This is a genomic window from Pseudomonas agarici (genome assembly GCF_001543125.1).
Classification (GTDB): domain Bacteria; phylum Pseudomonadota; class Gammaproteobacteria; order Pseudomonadales; family Pseudomonadaceae; genus Aquipseudomonas; species Aquipseudomonas agarici.
Window position 1 is genome coordinate 4,993,197 of sequence record NZ_CP014135.1, and the last position, 26,961, is coordinate 5,020,157.

General features: G+C 57.6%; 25 protein-coding genes and 1 pseudogene. 13 read left to right on the forward strand and 13 right to left on the reverse strand.

What is annotated here, in order from left to right:
- On the forward strand, positions 1-446 hold a 446-nt coding region (locus AWM79_RS21820), incomplete at its 5' end, for a ribonucleotide-diphosphate reductase subunit beta (protein ID WP_082712658.1).
- Positions 447-572: 126 nt separating this feature from the next.
- Here AWM79_RS21820 and AWM79_RS21825 read toward each other — a convergent pair.
- The 4 genes from AWM79_RS21825 to AWM79_RS21840 all read right to left on the reverse strand — a co-directional run bounded on the left by AWM79_RS21825 (position 573) and on the right by AWM79_RS21840 (position 5,765).
- Positions 573-1,904 (reverse strand): MFS transporter, encoded by a 1,332-nt coding sequence (locus AWM79_RS21825; protein ID WP_017134051.1) that lies wholly within the window; start codon positions 1,902-1,904, stop codon positions 573-575.
- Positions 1,905-2,017: 113 nt separating this feature from the next.
- Positions 2,018-2,698, reverse strand: coding sequence for a GntR family transcriptional regulator (locus AWM79_RS21830; RefSeq protein ID WP_017134052.1), 681 nt, complete (start codon positions 2,696-2,698; stop codon positions 2,018-2,020).
- A gap of 8 nt (positions 2,699-2,706) precedes the next feature.
- Positions 2,707-4,404 (reverse strand): dihydroxy-acid dehydratase, encoded by a 1,698-nt coding sequence (ilvD, locus tag AWM79_RS21835; protein WP_026013413.1) that lies wholly within the window; start codon positions 4,402-4,404, stop codon positions 2,707-2,709.
- Between the two features lie 17 nt (positions 4,405-4,421).
- Positions 4,422-5,765 (reverse strand): FAD-dependent oxidoreductase, encoded by a 1,344-nt coding sequence (locus AWM79_RS21840; protein WP_017134054.1) that lies wholly within the window; start codon positions 5,763-5,765, stop codon positions 4,422-4,424.
- A 403-nt stretch (positions 5,766-6,168) separates the two neighbouring features.
- Between AWM79_RS21840 and AWM79_RS21850 the strand changes: the two genes are divergently transcribed.
- Positions 6,169-6,498, forward strand: a complete 330-nt coding sequence (locus tag AWM79_RS21850; RefSeq protein ID WP_017134055.1) for a helix-turn-helix domain-containing protein — start codon at positions 6,169-6,171, stop codon at positions 6,496-6,498.
- A 255-nt stretch (positions 6,499-6,753) separates the two neighbouring features.
- Here the strand turns inward: AWM79_RS21850 and AWM79_RS21855 are convergent, their stop codons facing one another.
- Positions 6,754-8,331: an amidase family protein gene (locus AWM79_RS21855; RefSeq protein WP_017134056.1), complete on the reverse strand. Its 1,578-nt coding sequence runs from the start codon at positions 8,329-8,331 to the stop codon at positions 6,754-6,756.
- 411 nt (positions 8,332-8,742) lie between these two features.
- On the opposite strand from AWM79_RS21855, the gene AWM79_RS21860 reads away from it, so the two are divergent.
- Positions 8,743-9,825: a diguanylate cyclase gene (locus tag AWM79_RS21860; protein ID WP_017134057.1), complete on the forward strand. Its 1,083-nt coding sequence runs from the start codon at positions 8,743-8,745 to the stop codon at positions 9,823-9,825.
- 301 nt (positions 9,826-10,126) lie between these two features.
- Here AWM79_RS21860 and AWM79_RS21865 read toward each other — a convergent pair whose 3' ends face one another.
- Positions 10,127-10,453, reverse strand: coding sequence for a DUF2025 family protein (locus AWM79_RS21865; RefSeq protein WP_017134058.1), 327 nt, complete (start codon positions 10,451-10,453; stop codon positions 10,127-10,129).
- 223 nt (positions 10,454-10,676) lie between these two features.
- On the opposite strand from AWM79_RS21865, the gene AWM79_RS21870 reads away from it, so the two are divergent.
- Positions 10,677-11,801 (forward strand): glycerophosphodiester phosphodiesterase, encoded by a 1,125-nt coding sequence (locus AWM79_RS21870; RefSeq protein WP_060783766.1) that lies wholly within the window; start codon positions 10,677-10,679, stop codon positions 11,799-11,801.
- Positions 11,802-11,915: 114 nt separating this feature from the next.
- On the forward strand, positions 11,916-12,227 hold the full coding sequence (locus AWM79_RS21875) for a PepSY domain-containing protein (protein ID WP_060783767.1): 312 nt from the start codon (positions 11,916-11,918) through the stop codon (positions 12,225-12,227).
- A 96-nt stretch (positions 12,228-12,323) separates the two neighbouring features.
- On the opposite strand, the gene AWM79_RS21880 is transcribed toward AWM79_RS21875, so the two are convergent.
- Both AWM79_RS21880 and AWM79_RS21885 read right to left on the reverse strand, forming a co-directional pair.
- Entirely contained in the window at positions 12,324-13,568 is a 1,245-nt protein-coding gene (locus AWM79_RS21880; protein WP_060783768.1) for an OprD family porin, read from the reverse strand.
- 122 nt (positions 13,569-13,690) lie between these two features.
- Positions 13,691-14,965: an MFS transporter gene (locus AWM79_RS21885; RefSeq protein WP_167375474.1), complete on the reverse strand. Its 1,275-nt coding sequence runs from the start codon at positions 14,963-14,965 to the stop codon at positions 13,691-13,693.
- A 10-nt stretch (positions 14,966-14,975) separates the two neighbouring features.
- Here AWM79_RS21885 and AWM79_RS25155 point away from each other — a divergent pair, with 10 nt between their 5' ends.
- From AWM79_RS25155 to alaC, 7 genes are all read left to right on the forward strand, one after another.
- On the forward strand, positions 14,976-15,149 hold the full coding sequence (locus tag AWM79_RS25155; protein ID WP_156430141.1) for a hypothetical protein: 174 nt from the start codon (positions 14,976-14,978) through the stop codon (positions 15,147-15,149).
- 106 nt (positions 15,150-15,255) lie between these two features.
- A complete protein-coding gene (locus AWM79_RS21890; RefSeq protein WP_060783770.1) occupies positions 15,256-16,059 on the forward strand; it encodes a putative hydro-lyase in 804 nt (267 codons plus the stop codon).
- Between the two features lie 120 nt (positions 16,060-16,179).
- Positions 16,180-17,202 (forward strand): transporter, encoded by a 1,023-nt coding sequence (locus AWM79_RS21895; protein WP_060783771.1) that lies wholly within the window; start codon positions 16,180-16,182, stop codon positions 17,200-17,202.
- 198 nt (positions 17,203-17,400) lie between these two features.
- The gene (locus AWM79_RS21900) at positions 17,401-17,652 is read left to right on the forward strand and encodes a hypothetical protein (RefSeq protein ID WP_060783772.1); all 252 of its coding nucleotides are present in this window, start codon (positions 17,401-17,403) and stop codon (positions 17,650-17,652) included.
- Between the two features lie 53 nt (positions 17,653-17,705).
- Positions 17,706-18,179: a GNAT family N-acetyltransferase gene (locus AWM79_RS21905; protein ID WP_060783773.1), complete on the forward strand. Its 474-nt coding sequence runs from the start codon at positions 17,706-17,708 to the stop codon at positions 18,177-18,179.
- A gap of 241 nt (positions 18,180-18,420) precedes the next feature.
- Entirely contained in the window at positions 18,421-19,638 is a 1,218-nt protein-coding gene (locus AWM79_RS21910; RefSeq protein WP_017134065.1) for an NHL repeat-containing protein, read from the forward strand.
- Positions 19,639-19,955: 317 nt separating this feature from the next.
- The gene (gene alaC / locus AWM79_RS21915; protein WP_017134066.1) at positions 19,956-21,176 is read left to right on the forward strand and encodes an alanine transaminase; all 1,221 of its coding nucleotides are present in this window, start codon (positions 19,956-19,958) and stop codon (positions 21,174-21,176) included.
- Positions 21,177-21,235: 59 nt separating this feature from the next.
- Here alaC and AWM79_RS21920 read toward each other — a convergent pair whose 3' ends face one another.
- Both AWM79_RS21920 and AWM79_RS21925 read right to left on the reverse strand, forming a co-directional pair.
- Positions 21,236-22,588 (reverse strand): GntP family permease, encoded by a 1,353-nt coding sequence (locus AWM79_RS21920; RefSeq protein ID WP_017134067.1) that lies wholly within the window; start codon positions 22,586-22,588, stop codon positions 21,236-21,238.
- A 98-nt stretch (positions 22,589-22,686) separates the two neighbouring features.
- Positions 22,687-23,217, reverse strand: a complete 531-nt coding sequence (locus tag AWM79_RS21925) for a gluconokinase (RefSeq protein WP_017134068.1) — start codon at positions 23,215-23,217, stop codon at positions 22,687-22,689.
- Positions 23,218-23,443: 226 nt separating this feature from the next.
- On the opposite strand from AWM79_RS21925, the gene gntR reads away from it, so the two are divergent.
- Positions 23,444-24,475 (forward strand): HTH-type transcriptional regulator GntR, encoded by a 1,032-nt coding sequence (gene gntR / locus AWM79_RS21930; protein WP_017134069.1) that lies wholly within the window; start codon positions 23,444-23,446, stop codon positions 24,473-24,475.
- A 12-nt stretch (positions 24,476-24,487) separates the two neighbouring features.
- On the opposite strand, the pseudogene AWM79_RS21935 reads toward gntR, so the two are convergent.
- The 3 genes and pseudogenes from AWM79_RS21935 to AWM79_RS21945 form a co-directional block, all read right to left on the reverse strand.
- Positions 24,488-25,117 (reverse strand): annotated as a pseudogene (locus AWM79_RS21935) (RHS repeat domain-containing protein); the annotation flags it as partial.
- A 318-nt stretch (positions 25,118-25,435) separates the two neighbouring features.
- On the reverse strand, positions 25,436-25,780 hold the full coding sequence (locus tag AWM79_RS21940; protein ID WP_017134070.1) for a DUF7716 domain-containing protein: 345 nt from the start codon (positions 25,778-25,780) through the stop codon (positions 25,436-25,438).
- A gap of 30 nt (positions 25,781-25,810) precedes the next feature.
- A partial coding sequence (locus tag AWM79_RS21945; protein ID WP_208599917.1) for an RHS repeat-associated core domain-containing protein occupies positions 25,811-26,961 on the reverse strand: 1,151 nt, incomplete at its 5' end.

The following is a 26,961-nucleotide window of genomic DNA, read 5'->3' on the forward strand; positions in this document are numbered from 1 at the left end:
TCACCCAGATCCTGTCCATGGGCCGGCGCAACAAGATGACCGGCGTGGCCGAGCAGTTCCAGTACATCCTGCGCGACGAATCCATGCACCTGAATTTCGGCATCGATGTGATCAACCAGATCAAGATCGAAAACCCGCACCTGTGGGATGCCGAGATGAAGGAAGAAGCCACCCAGATGATCCTGCAGGGCACCCAACTGGAAATCGAATACGCCCGCGACACCATGCCACGCGGCGTACTGGGCATGAACGCGGCGATGATGGAGGACTACCTCAAGTTCATCGCCAACCGTCGCTTGAGCCAAATCGGCTTGAAGGAAGAATATCCGGGCACCACCAACCCGTTCCCCTGGATGAGCGAGATCATGGACTTGAAGAAAGAGAAGAACTTCTTCGAGACCCGCGTGATCGAGTATCAGACCGGTGGCGCGTTGAGCTGGGATTGATGCGGGTATTCATGGACTCAGCATCACTGCTGATGAAATGGATGCATCACAGAAGGCTGCCACTGGCAGCCTTTTTTGTCACACCCGTGGGCGGGAAAGGCAGCCATCTGCCCTCCCCATTCTAAGTTAGACGGTTGTGAGCCTATTGTCGCCGCTAACGACAAGCGCCTTTTTAGGGCGAATTTGACTAGCCGCGATAATGCCCAGTGAGACGCAGAATGCTATGAAATACCAACCATACGAATAGTCTTTGATGCCAACACCATTGACCACCACCAGCGCCGCGAAGATCTTCGCCGAGAAGGCCGCAAACAGATACCCGACCCCGTTGACAAACCCCATCGCTTTACCATAAACCTCAGGCGTAAATATTTCGGCAGGAACCGCTAGGAAAGGCCCCCATGCCATATTCCCGAAGAACCCCATCCCACACAGAGCGACCATCAGCAGCGCTTGATCAGCCGTCTTCAAGCTTGCCAATAGAACGATAAAAGGGATCAGCCCAATGAAGCATGTCAAGATCATGACCCGGCGATTGCCTTTAAATACTTTGTCCGAAAGATAGGAGGAAATAAAACTACCTATGGCTCCCGACAAGAAGTAAGCCGCACTCCAGATGCCCATTTTGACTAACGAAAATCCGAACACATCGGAGAGGTAGAGCGGTATCCAGGTCAACGCGCCATACAGTGTTATCTGCATGACCACGTCGACAAACACGACTGCGACGTAAGAACGTTCCTTGAAGAAGTCTCGGAACCTGATGTTGTTATGCTTAAGAATCGACTGCCGGGACGAGGCATACGCCCCTTCGATAATAGTGCCTTCTTCAATTTCATCCCTATAGGCGTACTCCATGTCAGCCTCGGTGGCCTTGGGATGCTGCTCGGGTCGATCAAAGACCCAAAAAACAATCATCAACAGAGGGATGATGCCAGCAGCTCCCGTGACAAAAAACACGATGCGCCAGCTTTCAGCATGAGACGCCATTTGCGTAGCCAGAACGCTAGCCCAAGCGGGCGTCAAAATCCATGCCCAAGATAGCAAGGCCTGAGCACGTGCCCGGCCCTGCTTGTTGAACCAGCGCATCAGGATGCGTGCGGATGGCACATACTCCGTACCGACCATCATCCCAAAAAGTGCCATCCGCCAAAGATACTCTTCCCGAGTCTCGATGAATCCCATCCAGACGGTCATGATCGACCAGGCCACTACGGAAAATAGCAAAATCCGCTTGGCACCAAATTTGTCCGTCAGTATTCCCGACACGTATTGCGACGGTCCATAGAACAACAGCATCAGAAAGGCACCGGTGCCGATATCAGCAGTAGTAAGGCCGATATCGTGCGCGATGGATGGCAGGAGTACACTTGTCTTCACACGATCGAGGTACTGAATGCTGTAGGCCAGGAACAGCACAACCGCTATCCACCACCGCAGGGGGAGTAGAGCTTTCATACGATAACTCTCCGCTATTATTGTTGTATTTTTTTAGTACACGACTAACATATTAGTTAATTTATGACTTTTAAGTTGCACACTCCAAGGTTTTATCTCAGGTATACGACTGCTTAATCCAGGGTCGCCCGGGTAAAAGTCTCTACATTATCCAAGAGGACATCCAAGTCGCGCATAGCTTCTTCAGGTTTTTCCTCAGCGATATGCTGAGCAATTGCAGCATGAAGTTGAGCCGTTTCAGGTAAGTTGGCGAAACGTTTGTAGTAAGCAAACCAGAATCGACGAGACAAACCCTGCATCAGCTTCATCACCGAGGAGGCATACTCATTTCTTCCTGCTTTTATAACCAGCTTATTGAATTTTCTGTCGAGTTCCAGAAACGCCTCGCCGTCACTTTCCTGGCTGGCCAGCCGCATGTTTTTTGCAAGCCGTGCAAACTCAACACGCTCATCCGGCTCGGCTCTTTTTGCCGCAGCCCCCACCAAATAACGTTCAATTTCACGCCGTACTTCCAACAGTCGCAGCTGTTTTTTTACATCTATCTCTGAAACGACTATTCCGCGCTTCGGCATGATGACAACCAGACCTTCGCGTGCAAGCTGCTGCAGTGCTTCGCGAACGGGGGTACGGCCAAGTCCTATCAGCGTCGAGAGCATATTTTCAGAAACCATCTGCCCTGGTGGGAGCTGCAAGGTGGCAATCAGCTCCTCGATCTGCATGTACGCAAGATCGACCAGACTCTCCTCTGGAACCAGATTGATTTTTTCTGCGACTCTCTTCGCTAAAGAACTCATGACTCTCGCTATTCCTGAATGATCGAGCGTTTGCCTAACACAGCGCCACAGGATAACGGCTGTACGAGTTGCTGGTACATAGATAACCAGCCTTTTTCAGTCGTCGGTGGCCGTGGAATAAGCGCCCCCAGTCTCGCCGTGAGCTCCTGTGGCGTGATGGCGATATCGAGGCTGCGCTTGATCAGATCGATATGGATTATGTCGCCGGTTTCCACGATGGCCAGGGGGCCACCCTCCGCTGCTTCCGGCATGACTTGCCCAATGGTAATCCCACTGTTGAGTCCTGACAGCTCACCATCGGTGATGACAGCAACGTCGCTGCCAAATCCCGCCCCAACCAGCGCGGCCATGAAACTGGCTGCGAAAACGGTACCCGGACCGCCCTTGGGGCCAAGCATCCGAAGCACCACTACGTCGCCGTTTTGAATGCCACCGCCTTCCAACCCTTCAATGGCGACACTTTCATCCTCAAAGACCACCGCTCGGCCACTGAATTGGCGAACATGCGCAGGGACTGCCGACAGCTTGACGACCGCACCATCAGGCGCCAGGTTGCCTCGAATGACGATAAGCCCAGGCTCGGCTCGCAGGGGGGCGTTCAGCGGAGCAATCCGTTTGGGATCCGGTAACGGCCGAGTAGAAAGGTTTTGCGCCAACGTCCTGCCGGTAACGGTCAGGACACTGCCATCCAGCACCTCCAGTAGCTGCTTCATCGCCCCGGCACATCCGCCCGCTTCAGCAAAGTCTTCAATTCGGTCGGGGCCGTTTGGCCGTACCTGGGTAATTTGGCCCAGGCCACCCGCTGCTTCAAATTCCGCAATGATGTCGATTTTGCATTCAGACTCAATGGCAATAGCCGTGAGATGGCGGACTACGTTTACCGAGGCGCCAATGGAAACTGCCGTGCGTACCGCGTTGCGAAACGCACCGGCAGTCATGATTTGGCGGGGGCGGATGTCATTTTCCACCAAAGACACAATCGCTTGCCCCGCCTGCGTAGCCAGGCGATATAGCGCCTCACTGCCCGCCCGTATCGGCGCGTTACCGGTGAGCGCCATTCCCAGCGCCTCGGCCATGCAATGCATGGAGTTGGCTGTCGCCATCCCCGCGCAGACACCCGGTCCTTTGATCGCATGGCGGGTCATTTCCGTGAGGTCATGCAGCTCGATTTTATTGGCTTTCAGGGCACCGACGGCTTTGTAAACTTCTTCAATGTCGACGTGCTTGCCGCCGCACTGAGAACCCAACTGATAACCGCAAGTGAGCACCAAACTAGGCACATTCAATCTACCCGCTGCCATGAGTTGGGCCGGTGTCGTCTTATCGCATGACGCCAATAAAATCATGCCATCCAATTCGGCTCCTTCGACCTGGACCTCTACATCGTTAACCAGGAGGTCGCGTGTCGGCATCAGATACCGACCTTGCTTTCCCGCGCTGGTCACAAAGTCGGACGGCGCCACCGTGCGAATTTCAAAAGGCAAGGCCCCCGCCGCACGAATAGCCTCCTGAACAACCTTGGACACTTCATCGAGATGCTGGTAACAGACGGACAATTTGCTCGATGAGTTCACCACTGCGATTTTCGGCTTTTCGAAATCTTCTTCGGCGATGCCCATTGCGATCCATTGGGAACGCCGTACTGCCCAGCGGGTGGTTCCCGGCTCAAAATTGCTGCGATAGTTTTTACGGGGTTTCTCGCTCATCTCGCTCTCCCGACTCGTCAATCGAGCCTTGCCTCTTCACGGTTCAGCAGCATGCGAATGTCGCTGCCATTTATTTTTTTTGCGGCCAGCCCATCTTTCGCCATGAGCACGGCGGCATGCCCTATCGCGTGACCGTATGAGAAGCATTGCGCGGTGACGCGTGCCGATGCGACGGCCTCATGCTCGGCGCACAGGCAGCGCCCCGCCGCCAGCAGGCCTTCTCCCTCACTGGGTACGAAACAACCGAACGGTACTTCGTAGAAGTCATTAAGGAGCCATTCAACACGGGGTTTGGCGCCGGAGTGCAACTCAATCGGCCAGGGAGATCGAGCGATACCTTGAGGTGATTTTTCACCCGTGAGGATGGCTGCGTTGGTGAGTAAATGAGTGCCTTGAATCTGCCGCGTCTCGCGCACGCCGACCTGCGCCGCGGAATCGTTAACCCAACTGGCTTCGCAACCTTGAAGGTAGTCTTTGAAGAAACGCGCATATTCGCGCAACTGAAGGCGACCATTGATTTCAGCTTCGGTGAAATCTTCATAGCGAAGCACATTCAGCTCTCGACCATCGTTGCCGGTGATACGCGTGCAGTTGCAAAGGAGCTCCGCGGGGCGAGGCGTCTGGAACAGCCAGATTTTGCTGCGGGGCAATTTATACCCGCGCTGGTTGGCCTCGGCGATCATCTGCGTGACACACGCAGGCATGATGGTGTCAATGCCATAGGCTTTCCGAAAGCGTCCTACATCCACTCCCGAGAGCTTGAATATCATCGTCGGGTTTTGTACCCGGCCGTTATCTCCCATGAAGGTGGGAAGACCCGCCATCGCCGCCAAATCAGCGTCACCGGAGGCGTCAATGGTGACCGGAGCGAAGACTGAAAGCTTGCCCTGCTTCGTATAGATTTGCGCACCGAGGGTTCTATCGCCTTCCCGGATCACGTCGGTCACCAGTGCGTGATAGATGACGGTCACGCCAGCCTCGATCAGCAGGGCGTCGGCAACATCGCGCCAGACCAGGGGATCGTGGACTCGGGTGAAGGTTTTACCGTATTTGACCGGGGCTGTGAGTCCGTTTCGTGACTCCATCGCGCGCATGAACTCGTCGACAAATCCATGCACCACCTGGACAGCTCGGGACGCTGTATCACTGGCCTCGTAAAGCCCACAAATCGTTCCCGATAAGCCCGCTACGGCACCGCCACCGCAAAATCCATACTTCTCAATCAACACGACCCGACAGCCTTGCCGCGCCGCTGTGACCGCCGCCGCCAAGCCCGCGGCCCCGCCTCCGGCAATCAAGACATCGGTATGGAGCGTCATGCGTTGCCGACAATCGGTCACCGGAGATTTTTCTGAGGTCATGATTTGAGCTCACTTGTTGTTGTGCTTAAACCATCACATGCGGTAAATATTTTGTCAACATACAACTAACATATTAGAACAATCCCCAAAAAAACTCCGAGCCGTCTTGGAAAAACCGCCCATCGTCAAGGTAACGAAAACCATGCGCGGATTGCGCAACATTTTTTTCGATCCGTGTGATTACGGGACCTGTTGGAAGGAAGCAAAGCACAGCCCTGAAGGAAATGATGGCCTTCCTGATAATTGGACGGGATGGCTTTTAGCCCCTCGCGCGCGAGTCAATTCCCCGACGAACACGACGGCCCTACCGATAATCGGAATTCCGAAAAAAAGTTTGCCCAAGCGCATCAACAACTGTACAAAAACACAGTACATTTCACTCTGATCGATACCGGAGAACAGCATGTCCTGTCCAGCCAGCCTTTCAGTGCCAAGGACCACCGCCGAACGCATCGTGCTTCATCAATTCACCCCGAAGCATTGCGCCCAAGCTCGCGCCATGTTGGGTTGGAGCCATGAGCAACTGTCCCGGGAGTCCAGCGTCTCGGTGGCCGCCATCCAACGCTTCGAAGCCGGCCAGCCACTCAAGGATGTCACCCGCCTGGCCTTGGCCTTTCGCTTCGAGGCCGAGGGTTTGGTATTTTTTCCAGGCTTTGCGCCGGGTCGGGGAATGAATATTCGCGGCTGCACGCCAGATCCGACCAAGCGCGAAGATTTCGAAATGATTGAGTAATTCCGGACCACCGCTTGGCGCCTCCTCTGGGTAAACTCCAGAGTCAGCATTGTGGCAGGCGGCAGCCGAAACGCCGCACCGCTGCTCGGTGACGAAGCCGTCGTAAAAGCGCAGACCTTATTCTGTCAGGCAGACCGCGGTCGCTGTTTTTTGGGGCGGCTTCGCGTCCCGCTGCGGACAAGCCTGCTCGCCACGACAACCCTGGTCGTGCCACCAAAGGCTGACCGCCCAGCCAGCCCTGGTAGCGATCCGGGCTTATTCGAAGTCCGGGTCTTGTCGTGCCAGGGAAGCCTGTTCGTATCCGTAGGCTATCGCCAGCAGCTGCGCCTCGCTCCAGCGAGCCGCGAAGAAATACACCGAAGTGGGCAGGCCATCGGCGCCCATGCCCGAAGGCACGGTAATGCCCGGATACCCCGCAAGGTTTACGCTCCCCAGCTCCAGGATCGCATTAGGATGGGGATCCCCCAGGATCGCATCCAGTCCGTTATCCACCAGCGCCCGATCGATATTGCGCCGAGCTTCATCACCCAACTCGGCTGACAGCGCCAGGTATTCGGCCTCGTCAAACGCCAGGGCATTGGCTCGCTTGAGCAGCTCCTGATCGTAGTTTTCCGCACCGGGATGACGCTCGTTGTAATCCACCAGTTCTTGAAGGCTCGAGACTTTCAGGCCCGAACGGCTGGCCAGGTAGCCAGGCAACACTCGCTTGATCGTCATATCGAACAGACGGGACACTCGCGTCCAATCGTTTTCAGACCAATCGGTCTGCTGCAGATCGACCGGCACCAGTTGTGCCCCGGATCGACGCAGGGTGTCCAGGGCCTGGGCAAATTGTGGGTGATCGTCCAGATCGTCGCTGCCGGGCTTGAAGCGACTGGGATAACCGATGATCTTTCCTTGCAGCGCATCGGCTTTGAGCTTTTGCGTGTAGTCCTTGAAGACAGGCACTTGCGCGGTGGCCAGGTCCTGCGGATCCAGTGCAGCCATGGCATTGAGGAGTAAGGCGGCATCACGCACGGTGCGTGTCATCGGCCCCGCGCTGTCGAGCTCGCGGGAAGCGGGAATGATACCGGCGCGGCTCAATAGCCCCACGCTAGGTTTCATACCGACAATGCCGGTCCTCGAGGCTGGGCAAATCACCGAGCCGAAGGTCTCGGTCCCTACCGACAAGGGTGCATACCCCGCGGCGACCGCCGCGCCAGAGCCCGAACTGGAGCCACAGACATCGCCATCGAGTGCATGGGGATTTTTCGTCAATCCACCCCGACTGCTCCAACCGTCAGGCAGTTGGTCACCACGAAAGTTCGCCCACTCGCTCATATTAGTCTTGCCTAGGATAATGGCACCTTGCTCACGCAGTCGCTGCACAATGAATGCATCGTCAGGCGTCGGCGCACCGACCATGGCCAATGAGCCTCCAGCGGTCTGCATCCGGTCGGCGGTGTGGATGTTATCCTTGAGCAATACCGGAATGCCGTGCAGCGGACCACGGACGGTGCCCGTCCTGCGTTCCTCGTCCAGCGTCCGGGCAATCGACAGCACATCGGGATTGAACTCGATCACCGCCTCGATGGCGGGACCGAATGAGTCCAGGTCGACCGCACGGGAGACGAGATAACCCACCAGATCCTCGGAGGTGAAGAGCCCTTCGGCCAACGCCCGCGCCACCTCCGTGGCGTCGGCATAGGCCATCTTCGCCAGCTCCTTACTGATGACGACCGGTTCCGCCTGGGACGCAGGGTTATCAAGAGGAGCCGCCTGACCGAGCGAGGTTGCCAGACAAAAAGCCGGCAGCACCGTAAACCAGCCGAGCTTCGTGAAAATTCGACGCATGACTTCGTATCCTGACCAAATGCCAGTGATCCATTTCACCGGCGGCGGCCATCCTAAAGGGCGTTGCCCTCAGAGACGTCGGACAAGATCGGCTACAACACGCGGGAAAAGTCGATGCCGACCGTGAGGTTCAGATTAAAGTCTTCGCTCGACCAATCACCGTGAAATATCCCGCCCCGGACCTGCGTCATAGAATCGGCGCAGGATGTGCGGCGTGCCAACGACGAAATCGTCAAATAGCCGGCGCAGACGCCTGAATCACCTTCCAGATCGTAGAAATGGCTTGGAAGGACACTGATTATTCTTTACGGAATGCTCGACAATATTCATCGTGCTTCTCCGATGAATGGCCGTTCCGTGCAGAGCACAGCTTCTGTGTTCAGATAAAGAAAAAGTGGCGCATAGAGACCTATGGAAATCCAACGTGGCAAAGGGCAGTCGTTTGCCAGACGCATTTACTTGCCCCGAACGGTAGGCGTTGGAGTCGGCTGTTTCAGCGTGATCGCGGCACTTGCGCCCCTGTCGATGCCAACCTGGATCTGGGGCCTGCTGGTATTCAATGCCGTGGCCTGGCCACACCTGGCGTACTGGGTGGCCCGTCACTCCGACTACCCCTACCGAACCGAATGGCGCAATATCCTGATCGACTCGCTGCTGGGCGGATTCTGGGCGGCGACCATGCAGTTCAACCCCTTGGTTACCGTCAACATGCTCTCGCTGATGAGCATGCACAACGTCGCCGCTGGCGGCCTGCGGTTGATGGCCCAAGGCATGGCCGCCCAGGCAGTGGGAATCCTGGTGTCCTGGCTGATCTTTATTCCGGCGTTCAATCCAGTGACCACTGCGTTGCAGATCTACGCCTGCCTGCCGGTACTGGTCCTCTACCCGCTGGTCATCGGCATGGGCGGCTTCAAGCTGGCGATCAAGCTGGCCGAGCACAAACGGGCGCTGAGCGCCCTGAGTCGTACCGACAGCCTGACTGGCCTGCTCAATCACGGTTCCTGGAAAGACCTGCTGCACGTCAGATTCCACAAATGCCGGCAGGCACAGTGCCAAGCGACGATTGCCGTGATCGACATCGACCATTTCAAGAGCATCAACGATACCTACGGTCACCTGATCGGTGACAGCGTGCTACGCCAGTTGAGCCGCGACCTGCGCGCTAACCTGCGTGAGCATGACTTGGCCGGGCGCTATGGCGGCGACGAGTTCTGCGTGATCCTGCCGGATATGTCACTGGCTCAAGCCAACGAAATCATGGAACGTCTGCGCCAGGTGTTCAGCAACTATCGAAGCGAGGAAGTACCGCAATTGCGGGTCACCCTGAGTATCGGCCTGGCGGCGTGCCGCGCAGACTTCAAGGATGCCGGCGCCTGGCTGAACGAGGCCGACAAGGCGCTCTACATGGCCAAGAACACCGGGCGCAACAAGGTCAACAGCGCCGAGGGGGAGAGCGCCGAGCCGGCCCTCGAGTGCCTGACCAACTCTGCCTGAGTTCGCTCACTTTGTACGAAAAAACATAGGCCGGATGAAGGAGCCGCCCCCTTCTGGTCGACGCCTTCCTGGCAGATTGCGTCGATCAGCAGCCACGATCGACGCGACGCCACAACCACCAGCAGTAATCTTCACCTCCCTGCTTACACACGACGAACAAGGTTGCAGCGAGGTCGTCCGCCCTATGGTTGAGCTGGCCCGTGAGCGCGACTGCTCGACCCGTAACAGGCGCGCCATATAAAGCATGCAAGGTCGAACGTGACTGACGCTTCGAGCGTCGATAACTGAAGGCAACAATGCGTCAGGTATTCAACACCCGGCGATGCGCGGCAATCTCAGGAATCTCCACTCGCCGCATATACACCCGCAACGGCTCAGTGATCTGAATCCGTTCATCGATATTTTGGTCCAGCAAAAACTGAACTCGCTCCCGGGATAGGTACATAGCCTCCTGCCCGGTTGGCAGCCAGACGAATTCGCAGGCAGGGATGATGGCGTCATCCGCCACATCCATGCCGAAGGAATCTTCGCTGAAGCGGACGAGGTAGCGGCCGGTCTTACGGTTCAAGCCGACAAAACCTTGGAGCTGGTCGGCGGCTTGGCAAATGAGTTCAGAGGTGATGCGCATGGTAAACCTCACGGGAGAGCCAGAAGGCTCATGGGTCGATGGTTTACACACAAGGTAGGCAGTGCGTTTCCCTCTGAAGGGGAAACTACCGCTCAAGCGTACTGCATAATCCATCACGATTGCGCCAAAAAAAAATATCGACTTTATTCAGTTTCGCGATAGCACTTGAAACATTCAGTTGTTAAAAGAGGTTTCCCCCCCATCTCCAGGAAAGGAGTTCGCAATGCCTGTCACCTTTAGCAAAAGCCCATTGATCGTGAGCCTGCTGCTGGCCATGGGCCTGAGCGCCGCCCAGGCCAACAGTGCCCCGCTCAAGCATCCCGCCTTCGATGGCATTCCCAATCCAGCCGTGATCGCCCACCGTGGCGCCTCATTCGATGCCCCTGAGTCAACTGCGGCGTCCTATACCCTGGCTCGCGACCTGGGCGCCGACTATCTGGAAATGGACCTGCAACGCAGCAAGGATGGTGTGATCTTCGCCTTGCACGACAACAACCTGTCGCGCACCACCGACGTCGCCAGCAAGTTCCCCGAGCGTAAGGACAGCCCGGCCAACGAATTCACCTGGGCCGAACTGCAGACCCTGGACGCCGGTAGCTGGTTCAACAAGGCCAACCCAGACCGTGCCCGGCCGTCTTATGTCGGCCTGAAAATCCTCAGCCTGGACCAGATTATCGATATCGCCCAGGCCAATCCGAATCACCAGCCGGGCTTGTACATCGAGACCAAGGTGCCCAAGCAGTTCCCCGGTATCGAACATGATTTGAAGAGCAAGCTGCAGGAGCGCGGCCTGCTGAGCCAAAACAAAGGGGCCTCCAAAGAGCCGACTCAGGTCGGCCAGGGTAAAGGCAAGGTGATCCTGCAGACCTTCGATAAGAGCAGCCTGGAACTGTTACAGAAGGAAATGCCGGACACGCCGAAAATCCTTCTGCTATGGGTCGGTGAAGGTGGCATCGAACCGAAGTCGAACGTCAGCTTCGCCGACTCCGGCGAGAAGACCAAGGCCGCCTATTACGCCAAGCAGGAACCCAAGGACCAGGCCGAGTTCGAGCAGTGGGTCGACTACGCCAAAGCCCAGGGCGCCATCGGTACCGGTCCGTCCGCGCAATTGTCCCATGGCGGCGACCAGAGCTATTCGGACCTGATCAAACCGTGGATGAACAAGTACACCCACGACAAGGGCATGCTGGTGCATGTTTATACCGTCGACGAGCCGCTGGACTTCAAGAAGGTTCTCGATGCCGGCGTCGATGGCATCTTCACCAACCGTTCTTCGGAACTGCTCAAGTACTTCAAGCGTGCTTCGCCAAAAACCGTGCCGCAGATCCTTGAGGCCAACGGCTACTGAGTCGCCCTATGAGTGGGCCGGCGCCCAAGGCGCCGGTTTCACGGTTTAAGGATAAATTAAGTTGCAACATCTAAGCTGATCCCACTGAAGTCAATCAATCAAAGGATCTTTCAGATGAAAACGCTTACCACACTACTGACTGCTACCGCCCTGACCTTCGTCGCCGGTTTTGCCCAGGCCGACGTTCGTCCGGACCTTATTTCCGGCCTGCTCGAATCCGGCGCCATCGCCAGCTTCGAGAAGCTCAACCAGGCCGCCCTGGCCAAGCATCCGAACGCCACTATCCTCGACACTGAGCTGGACCACACCATCAGCGGCTATGTTTATGAAGTCGAGCTCAAAGATGCCGACGAGGTGAAATGGAAAGTCAAGGTCGACGCCAAGACCGCCGTGGTACAAAGTGAAAAGAAAAAGAAAAACAAGTGATCCACCCGTGTCCGTAAAAGCCGCGCCGGCCTCCCCAACGGCGCTGCTTTTACGCGCCACAAAGACACGCCCGTCGCCTCGGCCTGCCCCTGAACGTTACCAGAGCGCCAGCGTATAGCTGAGGATCAGGCGGTTCTCATCCAGATCATTGCCAAAGTTGGAGCGCACCGTCGCGTTGCGCCACTTCACCCCCACGCCCTTGAACGTGCCGTCCTGCACCACATAACCGATATCGGTGTTGCGCTCCCACTCCCGCCCCTCGCCCGGTGCCGCACGCTGCACATTGTCGCCGGAGACGTAGCGGGTCATAAAGCTCAACCCCGGCAAGCCGAGGGCGGCGAAGTTATAGTCATAACGCAGTTGCCAGGAGCGCTCGTTGATATTGGCGAAGTCGCCGATCTGCACGAAGTTCACCAGGTACGGGTCGCTGCGACCGATGTACGGGAATGGATCATTGCCGCTCATGCGTTGATAGGCCAGGCCCAGCGCATGGCCCTTGAGGCTGTAGGTGAACATCGCACCCAGGGCCCGGTTGTCCAACGACCGGAAGTTACCGTCCTCACTGCTGCGGGCATAACGCAGGTCAGTCTTCAGGCCTTGACCGCTACCCAGGTTCCAGTTATGCACCAGACCGACGAAGTTCTGCCGGTAGATGTCCTGCAACTTGCCGTAGCGATATTGAGTAAGCAGGTTCGGTAGCCACTGATAGTCGGCCCCGGCGAACTGGAACTTGTCGCTGACACCGCCAATGCGGTTGGCGCTCATGTCTTGATAGTCGGTGGAATCGACATAGTTGATCTGGCTCAACTGCCCCGCCGTCAGCTTCAGCCGCTCGATCTCCTGCACACTCAGTAGGCCGCCTTTGAACGTACCGGGCAACAGCCGGGTATCGTTGGAGTTCACCACCGGATCCTTGAGCTGCAAGGTCCCGACTTTCAGGGTGCTGTTGGACAAGCGAACCTTGGCGGTCAGGCCCAACTCGCCGTAACGGTCCTGGGAGCCGCCATGCGACAAGTCAGCCGGCAGCAGGCCGGTACCGGCGGTACCACGTCCCGAGTCGAGCTTGAAGCCGGTCATACCCAACGCATCGATGCCGAACCCAAGGGTCCCGGCGGTGTAACCGGACTCCAGACGCAGCATGAAACCCTGCGCCCATTCCTCGGCCTTTTCTCGCGAGCCGGGCTGGCGGAAATCGCGATTGAAATAGAAGTTACGCGCCTCCAAGTTGCCCTTGCTGTCGGCGACAAAGTCCGCCTTGGCACCTGGCGCACAGAGCAGTCCGAGGCCGAGCAAACTGGCGATGGAAAGCGGTGAACGTGACAATGCGTCGAAGTGCTGCATGGTGTGCTCCTGTATTGCGGGCACGAGCCGGCCCTCTCGGGGGCGTTGGGTTCGCGACCGATATGATGAAAAGCGGGTGGATCGCAATGGCCCGGACCGTGAAGGCCCGGGCGGGCAGCGGCTCAGGACTCGAGTTGTCGGCCGCGGGTTTCCGGCAGGCTCAGCGCCGCCAGGATTACTACGCCATAGGCCCCGGCGGCGAATACGCCGATACCGGTACCAATGGGCAGGGTTTCACTCAGGGCACCGATAAACAGCGGAAACAACGCGGCGACGGAGCGCCCGGCGTTGTAGCAGAAGCCCTGGCCCGAACCCCGCATACGCGTGGGAAACAACTCGGTGAGGAACGCCCCCATGCCGGCGAAGATGCCCGAGGCGAAGAACCCCAGGGGAAATCCGAGCCAGAGCATCCAGGTGTTGTCGATGGGCAACTGAGTGTAGGCCAGGACAATGGCCATCGAGCCGATGGCGAAGAGGATGAAGTTCTTCTTGCGGCCAATGGCATCGGTCAGCAACGCGCTACTCACATAACCGACATAGGAGCCGACAATCACCATCGCCAGGTAACCGCCGGTGCCCAGCACGCTCAGGCCGCGCTCGGTCTTCAAGTAGGTCGGCAGCCAGGTGGTGATCGCGTAGTAGCCACCCAGCGCTCCAGTGGTCAGCAGCGAGGCACGCAAGGTGGTGCTGAGCATTTGCGGGGCGAAAATTTCGAAGAAGGCCCAGGGTGAGGTCTTGGCCGAGCGTTCCTGGCGGGCCTGCTCGAAAGTGTCGGACTCCTTGACCAGCCGGCGGATCACCAGCACGAACAAGGCCGGCACCAGGCCGATGATGAACAACGCCCGCCACGCCTGTTCCGGCGGCAGGAAACTGAACAATCCGGCATAGAGCAGCGCCGTCAGCCCCCAGCCCACGGCCCAGCCGGCCTGCACCATGCCCACCGCTTTGCCCCGATCCTGCGAGCGGATCACCTCGCCGATCAGTACCGCTCCGGCGGTCCACTCACCGCCGAAACCGAAGCCCATCAAGGTTCGCGCCACCAGCAATTGTTCATAATTCTGCGCCAGTCCGCAGAGGAAGGTGAAGAACGCAAACCACAGCACTGTCAGTTGCAGGGTGAGCACCCGGCCGATACGGTCTGAGAGAATCCCGGCAATCCAGCCACCGGCCGCCGAGGCGAGCAAGGTACTGGTACCGATCAATCCGGCTTCGCCCTTGGAAATGCCCCAGGTGGCGATCAGGGTCGGAATCACGAAGCTGAGCATCTGCGTGTCCATGCCATCCAGGCCATAGCCGATCTTGCAGCTCCAGAAAGTGCGTTTTTCATTTTTGCTCAGTGGGCCGTACCAACTGAACGGGCCGGCACGGCGCGTCCCTGAAGGCACGCGGTCTGTCATGGTGTTGTCCATGGAGGTTCCTGCGGCAGCAAAGGAAAGTGACGGACACGCCTCGTTGTTTTGTTATGAAGGCGTTATCGTGGGGGAGCCGACGCAAAACGCTGCATCGGGTAGCGAATTCTTCGCGCCTGTCCGCACCAGCGTCAAACGGGAAAAAAGCGGGTCAATGCATAAGAAAAATTGATGAGCCAAGTCATCAATTTTTCTTGTTTATAAAACCATATTTTCTGATTGGACAGCCTTAACTTAAGCTCTCTACAAAAGGCTCTTCACGCCCTGGAGACGTTTCGATGAATCAGCCCTCCCTACCCTTCAACCAGTTGCAACACAGTACGCCGTTGGCGCTGCGTCAACAGATTGCCTCCGGACGCTACCAGGGCCACACCAGCGGTCTCGGCCAAGGCCGGGTGCAGGCCAATATCGTGATCCTGCCGGATGACTGGGCCGATGAATTCCTGCGTTTCTGTACGCTGAATCGCCAGGCCTGCCCGCTGCTGGACATCACCGAACCGGGTGACCCGATCTTCCGCCATTTGGGCGAGGCCGTGGATATTCGCCATGACGTACCACGCTATCGGGTTTACCGCGAGGGCGTGTTGAGCGAAGAACCTTCGGACATAGCCGCGCTCTGGCAGGACAATCTGGTGGCCTTTGCCATCGGCTGCTCGTTCTCCTTCGAACAACCGCTGTTGGAGGCCGGTATCGTCCTGAGGCATATCGAACGAGGCCTCAACGTGGCGATGTACCAGACCCATATCGACACCCGTCCGACGGCACGCCTGCAAGGCAAGCTGGTGGTCAGCATGCGCCCGCTCAAAGCCGCCGAGGCAATCCAGGCGATCCAGATCACTGGGCGCATGCCCAATGTCCACGGCGCCCCGGTGCATATCGGCGACCCGGCGCTGATCGGCATCCGCGACCTCGGCGCACCGGACTACGGCGACGCCGTGCCGGTGGCCGAGGACGAGATCCCAGTCTTCTGGGCCTGTGGCGTGACCCCGCAATCGGTGGTGCAGGCCTCACGCCCGCCGCTGTGCATCACCCATGCGCCAGGCTGCATGCTGGTGACCGACCTGCACAATCACGCTTTGTAGATCTATGAATTTCATTGCGCAGGTCGCCGGCTCGTAACAAAGATGTCAAAAAGCCCTGAGATGATGCGGTTCAAGCGAACCTGTAAAAAAGTTTCGGGCGCTTCACTCCAGCGAGTCTCCATGAACCACAGCCTTGACCAAAGCCACCGCGACTCGGATTTGTTCGGCCTTCTTTATGGCTTTCGCTTTCGCGCCGGAGAACGCGGCGAAGAGATCGACTCCGCCAGCGCCCTGCAATGCCTGCAACAACCTGACGACCCCGAGCAGTTTCTCTGGCTGCACCTGAACCTGGCCCACGCCGCCTGCGAACGCTGGATGAAGGCACACCTGTCGTTGCCCGAGGAATTCTTCGAAGCGCTGCACGAAGGTTCACGCTCGACCCGCATCGAACATGTCGACAACGCCCTGCTGGCGGTGGTCAACGACGTGGTCTTCAACCTCAGCAACATGGTCTCGTCGGATATTTCCACGTTGTGGGTCTGTGCCCGCAGCACGCTGTTGATCAGCGCCCGCCTACAACCGTTGCACTCGGTGGACAAACTGCGCTCTTCGGTCAAAGCCGGTGAGCGCTTCCGCTCGCCCCTGGAATTACTGGTACACCTGCTGCGCGACCAGGGTGAAGTGCTGACCCAGATCGTGCGTAAGACCAGCATCAGCGTCGACCAGATCGAAGACCAGTTGTTGGCCCTGCGCTTGAGCAACAATCGCGCGGAACTCGGTGCCATGCGCCGGGTGCTGGTGCGCCTGCAACGACTATTGGCCCTCGAACCGGGCTCGCTGTTGCGGTTGCTCAACCGGCCGCCGCAGTGGCTGCAAAAGGAAGATGTCAAGGAACTGCGCAAGTCCACCGAGGAATTCTCGCTGATCCTCAACGACCTCGAAGCCTTGAGTGAGCGAATCAAGCTGTTGCAGGAAGAGATCGCCGCCAACCTCAACGAACAGAGCAACCGGACTCTGTTCACCCTGACGGTGGTGACGGTGCTGGCGCTGCCGATCAACATCATCGCCGGCTTCTTTGGCATGAACGTCGGCGGGATTCCACTCGCGGGCGATCCCGAGGGATTTTGGATTTTAGTGGCGCTGGTAGCGACTTTCACCGTACTAGCTGGGCACTGGGCATTTCGCAAGCGTCAGGATTACTGACCGTGCCTGCAGCGAATAGGATGGTTGTGGCGAGCGCGATGGGACGCGAAGCGGCCCCAACACCAGCGAAAGCGGTCTGCCTGCCAGAGTAAGGTCTGCGCTTTTACGACGGTATCGTAGCCGGTTTAAAAAAAACGACGTAGCCAGGAAAACCGATAGAATCCTACGTCTTGCCCGCCGGAAAAAAGACTCGCTGCTGTGAGAACCACCCTGGTTGATTATACGGCCCTGAGCCCAGGCCAGCTCAAACAACTGAACCTGACTCAGGTCGATGCGGCGCAGAAAGAATTCTCCGGCGATATCGCCGGCGGTCGTGCGTTCCCATTGTTCAAGCGAACGCCCGCCCTGTGCATCGGTACGATCTGTATGCCGCATTCCTTGCAGATCGATAAAGGCCAACAGGGACACAGCCTGGGACGACGAAGAACACTGGCTGCCCCGGCGCGATGAATAGCGCCCTGGCACCGGCGGCAACTGCCGAGGCACCCACATCAGGTATCGACATGCAAACCCGTCTGGCCTGTTATTACGAGCTGTCGCCCCTGCAACGCGAACAGCTCGATACGCTGCAAGTGCATCCCGAGCAATTGCCCTTCTGCGGCGATATCCACTGCGCCCTGTATTTTCTACCCCGTGATCCACATGCCGGAGTAAAGGGTCTGGTGCTGCTCGATGGGGAAATCCCGGTAGGTTTCCTGCTGCTCAAACTCTATCCACTTGTCCCCCATTGGGCCGGCCCCGGCAGCGTCACGGTGCATGCCGTGCAGGTGGATAAACGCGCCCAGGGCCGTGGCCTTGGCTCGGCTTTCATGCGAGCCTTGCCTGACACCACGCGCCGGCTCTGGCCACAAGCCCTCGAACTGGTGCTATCGGTCGGCGCTGACAACCCGAACGCCATGGGGTTTTACCTCAGGCAAGGCTGGGTCGATACCGGCGAGGCCTACCTGGGCGAGCGGTGCCTGAAGCTCAGACTTTAGTGGCCTGTATGGCTGGTTTCTGTTAATCAATTTCGGCACCACACGCGGCACTCGGGCCGACAGCACCCTGTAACCAATGATGGTAATTACAGAGTGGCCATATATATGAGATCAACTATTCATCACTGGTAAAACTTGAGCGCTTTGCAAATCTGCCTTTCGGTTATTAAATCAAGCCATCTCTGCTTCGGGGTGAAACAGGGAGTCGTTCTATTAATAACTTGAAAGGATTCAATAATAAATGGACATACAAAACAGAACATCAAACGATGCGCCTCGTGCCTCCATCAGCGTCGACCAGAAAACCACCAACACCGCCGGCACACATGATCTCGAATTTGGTGAACACAGGGATGGGCTGGTCATTTTTTCAGAAGCTGGCCCAGGTTTTACCGGTCCCTCGATATTGCAACGCGATGGTCGTCATTTCTTTATCGGTGTTCATGAGTCCTCGTCAACCAGTTTGATGCAGGCAGACTTCAGTGCCGATGGTTTTTACTATAACTACTTCGCTTCGCCCTTGCCGGGCTCGAGTCGGGCACTGATCAATACAGTACTGGATAACGAAGAAAAGTTCGTTGTGCTCGGCAACTTTCGCTCCGATGAACAAGCTTTTTGCACCCGACTCACGGCAACCGGCGAGACAGACCCGACCTTCGGTGATCGCGGCGAATTCATACTGCCCTACAAAGCCCCTTGGACAGGCTATGGCCGCCGACTCGCCGTGCAAACGGACGGTCATATCGTCCTGCTCCTCAGGACCGCCGACCTGGACAAGCCAGACCGAGGCGTCATCGTCCGCCTGACACCCGAGGGAAGCTTCGACCCTGGCTTCGGGACCTGTGGCGTGGTCACGGCACCTGAGCCTGGCATGACTTTCGAGGCCGTTCGCATCCAGGCAGACGGCAAGCTGGTGATTGCTGGCAGGCGTGGTCGCCGGGCGGTACTGATGCGCTATGGCACCACCGGCCTGCCGGACAAGGCATTCGGCAACGCGGGTTACCTGGAGTTGGAGTCTGCCACCGAAGGCAGCGCGGCACTCTTCGATATCGCCATACAGGTCGATCAGAAAATAGTCGCCGTGGGTTCGGCGGACCTCGAGCGACAAGTGGCGCTACTCATTCGTGCTACCCCCGAGGGCACGCTGGACCCACTCTTCAACAACGCAACCCCTTGGGCGTTTCCGGGCCTGGGCCTGTGTTTCGCGACCGCCATCCAGGAGGACGGGAAGATCGTCAGTTCCGGTCATAAAGACAACGGTGGCCATACCTGGTTGATGCGCCATCTGGACAACGGCGAGCCAGACCGCAACTTTGGCGAGAGAGGGCTGAGCCGCGTCAACAACATTCCCGGCGACACCAGCTATCTCTCCCACTTGGAACTGCAACCCGACGGTAAGATCCTGCTCTCCGGACGCTACGCGACACACTCGGCGATCATTCGCTGCCACGATCGCTGAGGGAGTCCTCTTGCAGGCGTCCTGATGGCGCCTGCAAGAGGCTGGGCGATTGGCCATATCGAGCAAACTCTCGGTTAAAGGCTACGTGGCGCTGGCATGCTGGCATTCGCATTGAGTTGACCTACTCGCCGTAATGGCCACTAGATGCCTCGTCCACTGGCACAAAACGCCGTAGGAAAAGTGCCGGGCAACACGGCACAGAAACAAAAAATAGGCTGGACAGAATGCCATCAGCGCCTTTATCGTCTGCGCCGCAGGCCACCGCAGTGGCCGACGTCGCTCGGACGGTTCCGGGCGCTTACGTATCAGAGGCCAGCATGGCAAACCAAGGTTCGCCGCGCCGTTTTGCGCGCATCGATCGACTCCCCCCGTATGTATTCAATATCACCGCCGAACTGAAGATGGCTGCCCGTCGCCGTGGCGAAGACATCATCGACTTGAGCATGGGTAACCCCGATGGTGCGACTCCGGCACATATCGTCGAGAAACTGGTGACCGTCGCCCAGCGCGAGGACACCCATGGTTACTCCACCTCCAAGGGTATCCCACGGCTGCGCCGGGCGATTTCCCATTGGTACAAGGACCGCTACAACGTCGAGATCGACCCGGAAAGCGAAGCTATCGTCACCATCGGTTCCAAAGAGGGCCTGGCGCACCTGATGCTCGCTACCCTCGACCAGGGCGACACCGTGCTGGTGCCCAACCCCAGCTACCCGATTCATATCTACGGCGCGGTGATTGCGGGAGCCCAAGTACGTTCGGTGCCGCTGGTACCGGGTGTGGACTTCTTCGCCGAACTTGAACGAGCTATTCGCGGTTCGATCCCCAAACCGAAGATGATGATTCTCGGCTTTCCGTCGAACCCGACCGCGCAATGCGTTGAACTGGACTTCTTCGAACGGGTGATCGCCCTGGCCAAGCAGTACGACGTGCTGGTGATCCATGACCTGGCCTACGCCGATATTGTCTACGATGGCTGGAAGGCCCCGTCGATCATGCAAGTGCCGGGTGCCAAGGACATCGCGGTGGAGTTCTTCACTCTGTCCAAGAGCTACAACATGGCGGGCTGGCGGATCGGCTTCATGGTCGGCAACCCCGAGTTGGTCAGCGCCCTGGCGCGGATCAAGAGCTACCACGACTACGGGACCTTTACCCCGCTGCAAGTAGCGGCTATCGCTGCACTCGAAGGCGATCAGCAGTGTGTACGGGATATTGCCGAGCAGTATCGCCAACGCCGCAATGTGCTGGTCAAGGGCCTGCACGAGCTGGGCTGGAGGGTCGAAAATCCGAAGGCATCGATGTATGTCTGGGCGAAGATTCCCGAGGCCTATACACACCTCGGATCACTGGAGTTTGCCAAAAAGCTGCTGGCCGAAGCCAAGGTCTGTGTCTCACCCGGTGTCGGTTTCGGCGAATATGGCGATGATCATGTGCGCTTTGCCCTGATCGAGAACCAGGACCGGATTCGCCAGGCCGTGCGCGGTATCCGCGCGATGTTCCGGGCTGACGGGCTGGTGAAAAAGACCGTCGCCGAATAACCCGCCAATGTGGGAGTGGAGCTCGCCCACTCCCACAAGAACACTCAGGTTGCTGGGGCTCAGACCACCAGCGACAGCAACAGGATGAACACCAGGCCCACCACCGACAGGATGGTTTCCATCGCGGTCCAGGTCTTGAAAGTCTCGGCCACGGTCATGTTGAAGTACTGCTTCACCAGCCAGAACCCCGCATCGTTGACGTGAGACAGGATCAAGGAACCTGCGCCCGTCGCCAGCACCAGCAGTTCACGATTGACTCCGGGAATCAGGTCCACCACCGGCATCACGATACCGGCCCCGGTAATGGTCGCCACCGTCGCCGAACCCGTCGCCACGCGAATCACCGCTGCCACCAGCCAGGCCAGCAGGATGGGCGAAATCTGCGCATTCACCGCGATATGGCCAATCACATCGCCCACACCGCTGGTCACCAACATCTGCTTGAAACCACCACCGGCACCGATGATCAGGATGATTGCCGCCGTGGGGGCCAGGCTGGCGTCCAGCAGTTTGAGGATACGCTTGGCGTCCATGCCCTGGCGCTTGCCGAAGGTATACAGCGCCAACAGCAAGGCCAGCAGCAAAGCGCTGATCGGGTGACCAATCATGTCCATCCAGATACGGAAGAAGTGCCCATCCGGCAACGCGACATCGGCGAACGTCTTGAGCAACATCAGGAACACCGGCAAGAGCACGGTGACCAGGGTCACGCTGAAGCTGGGCAGGGTGCTGGATTGCGGCTCACGGGCCAATTGATCGACCAGCTCCTGGCTCGGATGGCCTGGTATGTACTTGGCGATGAAGGAGCCGTAGAGGGGGCCGGCGATGATGGCGGTCGGCAGAGCGACGATCAGCCCGTAGAAGATGGTCTTGCCGATATCGGCGTTGAACACCCCAATCGCCAGCAATGGGCCAGGATGCGGCGGCACCAGGCCATGCACCGCGGACAGGCCGGCCAGCAGTGGGATGCCGATCTTGATCAACGACACACCGGTACGTCGCGCCACGATGAACACCAGCGGGATCAGCAGCACGAAGCCGATTTCGAAGAACAGCGGAATCCCCACCAGGAAGGCCGCGAACATCATCGCCCACTGCACCCGCTCCTTGCCGAAGGCGCGGATCAGGGTCAGGGAGATCTGATCCGCGCCCCCCGAATCCGACATCATCTTACCGAGCATGGTCCCCAGCGCCAGAATAATCCCGACAAAACCGAGCACTCCACCGAAACCGTCCTGGAATGCCTTGATGATCTTGTCCGCCGGCATACCCGAGGTCAGGCCGAGAAACGCCGAGGCAATGATCAAGGCAATAAAAGGGTGGATCTTGAACCGGGTAATCAGCACGATCAGCCCGATAATAGTGACCACTGCATCCAGTAACAGAAAGGTTTCGTGGGACAATCCGAACATAAGGTATCTCCTGCATTGTTGTTTTTATCGTATTCGTGAATGAAGGATAGTCTTCAGGACAGCGCTATCTTTTGGAGCCAGCACTTCTTATCCAGGAGTCAGGCGATTCGCTCCAGACCGTGGGCCTGCCACCAGCGACAGGTCGATTGCGCCAGTTGCTCGACTTCCTGGGTGGCGTCGAGCGCCAGCGTCAGCGGTTCGCCCACGGGCGACTCCAGCGCAGCGAACTGGCTATCGATCAGGGTCCCAGGCATGAAATGCCCAGGACGATGATTAACCCGTTCCGCGGCGACAGTCGGTGTCAGTTCGAGAAACACGAAACCCAGGCCCGGCACGGCGCCGCGCAGGCGTTCGCGGTAGCGCCGCTTCAGCGCCGAACAGGTCAGCACCGGATGTTGGCCGCTGGCCACGGCTCGGCGCAGCTCATCGCACAGGCTGTCGAGCCAGCCGGCACGATCTTCGTCGGTAAGGGGAACGCCAGCGCTCATCTTGGCGATGTTCGCGGCGGGGTGAAAGCTGTCGCCTTCGATCAGGGTTGCATTGCGTTGCAAACAAATGGCTTCGCCCACGCTGGACTTGCCGCAACCGGAAACACCCATGATCACCAGGGCAGTGACGGGTTGACTCACGTAATACCTCAACACGTAGACAGCGCTGTCTTTGCCAGAGCTTTTGCTACCGCAAAAGCAAAGCACAAAACCATTCGTTGCCGACGCCCTCTTGTCATTTTTATGGGTTGCCGAGCCAAGCTTCTGCCAGCATCAGGTGGCGTTTGACAAACCACACCCCGGCATTTACAGGCCCATCGAGACAGCGCTACCTTAGTACCTCGAATTTTGTTTGGCAAGCCGTCCGATGACCTCGACCAAGAACGACAAGCACCCTCGTACCACGGGACGCCCTACCCTCAATGAAGTCGCCAGTCTTGCTGGCGTCAGCCCGATCACCGCTTCCCGGGCTCTGCGTGGCATCAGTAGCGTGGCCACGGAACTGGTGGAAAAGGTCCGTCGGGCGGCCGATGAACTGAACTATGTGGTCAACCCGGCTGCCCGCGCCCTGGCCTCGGCCCAGAGCCATTCGGTGGTGGTGCTGGTGCCGTCGCTGTCCAATCTGCTGTTTATCGATACCCTCGAAGCCATCCACAAGGTCCTGCGGCCACGCGGCTTCGAAGTCGTGATCGGCAACTACCACTACTCCCGCGACGAAGAAGAAAACCTGCTGCGCAATTACATGGCCTATCAGCCTCGCGGCCTGCTGCTGACCGGCTTCGACCGCTCGGAAAGCGCCCGACGGATGATCGAAGCGAGCCATGTACCGTGCGTGTACATGATGGACCTGAACCCTGGCGCCGGCGTGAACTGCGTCGGTTTCTCCCAGCAGAGCGCCGGGGCCACCGCCGCCGAGCACTTGATCTCCCGTGGCCGGCGACATCTGGCCTACATCGGCGCGCAGCTCGATCAGCGTACCCTGCTGCGCGGCGAAGGTTTTCGCCGGGCGCTGCAGATGGCCGGGCTCTACGATCCGGACCTGGAAGTACTGACTCCGCGCCCGTCGTCGGTGGGCTTGGGTGGCGAACTGTTCCTGCAACTGCTGAACAGCCATCCACAGGTGGACGCAATCTTCTTCGGCAACGACGACTTGGCCCAGGGTGCCTTGCTCGAAGCCTTGCGCTACGGGATCAAGGTGCCGGAACAGGTGGCGGTGCTGGGTTTCAACGACCTGCCCGGCTCGGCCTGTATGGTCCCACGCCTGAGCAGCATCCGCACCCCACGCGAAGCCATCGGCCAGCGCGCGGCTGAGCAGATGCTCAACCTGATGGCCGGTAATCCCGTCCCTCAGCCGGTGGTGGACATGGGCTTCGAGCTGATGGTGCGCGAGAGCAGTTGAGATCGGCTAATGAAACGTGTTGTAGTGCAGCCCCGTCTCGCGGTTCAGGTACTGCCCTTGAAACCGCAGGGTCTGTTCCTCGATATAGTACGGCTCGCGCACTTCTTCCAGGGTATTGCCCCAGACCTTGTAGCGCGCCTGCCATACCCGAATGCCATCGGCCTCCGTCAGTTGCTCGGGCAGGCCGTTGGGGTCGGTGTGGTAGTAACGGATTTTCTGTATGTCGCCGAGGCCATCGACACGCGCCAGCGGTTCATAGCTCTCGTCGACATACAGGTAGAGGCTGGTCTGGGTGTTCTTGTGTTCCTGCAACAGCCGCAAACCGTCCCAGGTAAAACGGGTTTCGCCCAGTAAATAGCCGTTGTGGTTGTGTTCGGTTTTGCCGATGCGTCGGCCCAGCGGGTCGTAGGTCATGCGCACCACGGTTTCGCGGATGCCGTCCTGGTTGTGGACTTCGATCAGGCGGTGTTCGGCGTCATAGGCAAAACGTTGTACCCGGTGGCTGGCGCTGCGTTTTTCGATCATGCGGCCAAAGCCATCGTAGCGATAACGCTTGTCCTGATAGGTCAGCAGTTTGTTGTGCAGCACCCGTTCCGCGTTTTGTTGCTGGCCGTTGAGCAGGTTGGCGGCGGCGTGTTTCGCTATGGCCCCGCGAGCTTCTCTTTTTTCGCTGGCGCATACGGTGCTGTTGATGTCGGACGATTTGGCGTCTACGATTCACTCGGGCTGTGTCCTTGCTTGATCGGTATGTGTTCGCAACCATCACCGAAGGCCAAGGCCAGACTTTTTTAATTTTTTTGCAGATGTATCAGCTAGTTAGCTGTTAAGTAAGTGCCATTCAAATCTGTCCCTGCTGCCTTTCAAGCTGAAAAATAAATCTGTCCCCGTTGCCTTGTGTCCCCGTTGCCTTTTATCTCGGAGCTGGCCGTGCTCGATGCTGCTGAGATAGTTTTGACTCTACTAATTTGGATCGAGTTCAAAGAAGGAGTCGTACTCACGATAGTGATTTATCGCATGAACATAATCATACACACCAGACTTTGGGTTAACTTTGTTTTGGGCAGCTATGACACTTCGCAAGGTTTCGATGTCTAGTAGCTGGCGGACATTTAATGATAGCGCTAGCTTTGGTATATGGTTGTAGATATCTCCGAGGTCTTCTAACTCATCATCACCTTCTAGGATAATTATTTCGCAATTTTCAGGTTCATTCTCCCATGATTTCAGATTGCAAAAAATTGCGCTATCCCATTGGATTTTTGAGTTTTCCTTAATGAGGTCTAAAATTTTTTCATATTTTTTCATTGTAACTCCCTTTGGATTTTATGGTGATTTCTATCGGCAGCGACCTCCGCCACCCCAGACGTTTCGGCCACCCACATAGTGCCTTCTAGATTTTTTCGGGTGATAGTCTTTGTGTCGACTACTGTGATCTTTTTTATCAACTAGCTGCAACAATCCTCCCACTTGCCCGTGATGGTGCCAAGAGGTATTTCTAGGTGCAGTGCCTCTAAATGTTCCTTTGGATGTTGGGTTAACATGATTGAGTATCCCTGGATATTTATTTTCAAGTTGAGAGGCCAATGTAGGATTGTTTTTGACTTCATAATGAAGCTGTCTATTTGCTTCCGAAAAATGCGTTGGATCGTTCAACTTGTACATTTCAGGACTAGGAAGGTATGCCTCAAAATATACAGAATACACACCCGGATTGCTGCTGGCCCAGCCAAGCGGATCAATCCATCCCGCCGTATTCGGCGCATACTGATAAAGATTAACCCCGCCAGCGAGTCCAATCGGGTCCGGCGTGGTAAACCGCCCCACATCCGGATCATAAAACCTAAACGTGTTGTAGTGCAGCCCCGTCTCGCGGTCCAGGTACTGTCCTTGAAAGCGCAGGTTCTGTTCTTCGATATAGTACGGTTCGCGCACTTCTTCCAGGGTATTGCCCCAGACTTTGTAGCGCGCCTGCCATACCCGGGTGCCATCGGCCTCCGTCAGTTGCTCGGGCAGGCCGTTGGGGTCGGTGTGGTAGTAGCGGATTTTCTGTACGTCGCCGAGGCCATCGACTCGCGCCAACGGTTCATAGCCTTCGTCGACATACAGGTAGAGGCTGGTTTGGGTGTTCTTGTGTTCCTGCAACAGCCGCAAACCGTCCCAGGTAAAACGGGTTTCGCCCAGTAAATAGCCGTTGTGGTTGTGTTCGGTTTTGCCGATGCGCCGGCCCAGCGGGTCGTAGGTCATGCGCACCACGGTTTCGCGGACGCCGTCCTGGTTGTGGACTTCGATCAGGCGGTGTTCGGCGTCATAGGCAAAACGTTGTACCCGGTGGCTGGCGCTGCGTTTTTCGATCATGCGGCCAAAGCCATCGTAGCGATAGCGTTTGTCCTGATAGGTCAGCAGCTTGTTGTACACCACTCGTCCCGCGTTTTGTTGCTGGCCGTTGAGCAGGTTGGCGGCGGCATCGTAGGCGAAGGTTTCGCTAT